The sequence below is a fragment of the Pseudomonas sp. 22085 genome, assembly GCF_052045815.1.
Classification (GTDB): domain Bacteria; phylum Pseudomonadota; class Gammaproteobacteria; order Pseudomonadales; family Pseudomonadaceae; genus Aquipseudomonas; species Aquipseudomonas glycinae.
In genome coordinates this window covers 1-330 of the sequence record NZ_JBQEQA010000058.1, presented here as the reverse complement: position 1 = coordinate 330, position 330 = coordinate 1, and the positions used below count along the sequence as shown (strand labels likewise).

Below are 330 nucleotides of genomic sequence, written 5' to 3'. Positions count from 1 at the left end.
ATCACGCTCGGCAAGTCGGGATCAAGCGCACCGCTCACGGCGCTTTCGACGATGGGGGCTGCCAGGCGGGTGGGTTCGCCGAGCATGTTGATGAAGCGGCCTCTGGAGCGCTGAATGATGCTGCCGCCACGTTCCAGGTCGAAGGAAAACACCCCCTGGTTTTTTGCCAGTGCCCGGGCACCGTCGTTGTCCATCAGCACATCGACCACCAGCGGTGGTTTTTTGTTGATGGTCTGGCGGGCTTCGACCTGGATGCGTTCGCCGTCGAGGGTGGTGCCTTGCAAGCGCATGATGATGGTGTCGCCCTGGTTGAAATCGACGGGTGAGGCA

At 61.5% G+C, this 330-nt stretch carries 1 protein-coding gene; it reads right to left on the bottom strand.

Annotated features, from left to right (window positions below):
• Positions 1 to 330: hypothetical protein (locus ACTJK7_RS29125; protein ID WP_440781118.1), on the bottom strand; the 330-nt coding region annotated here is incomplete at both ends.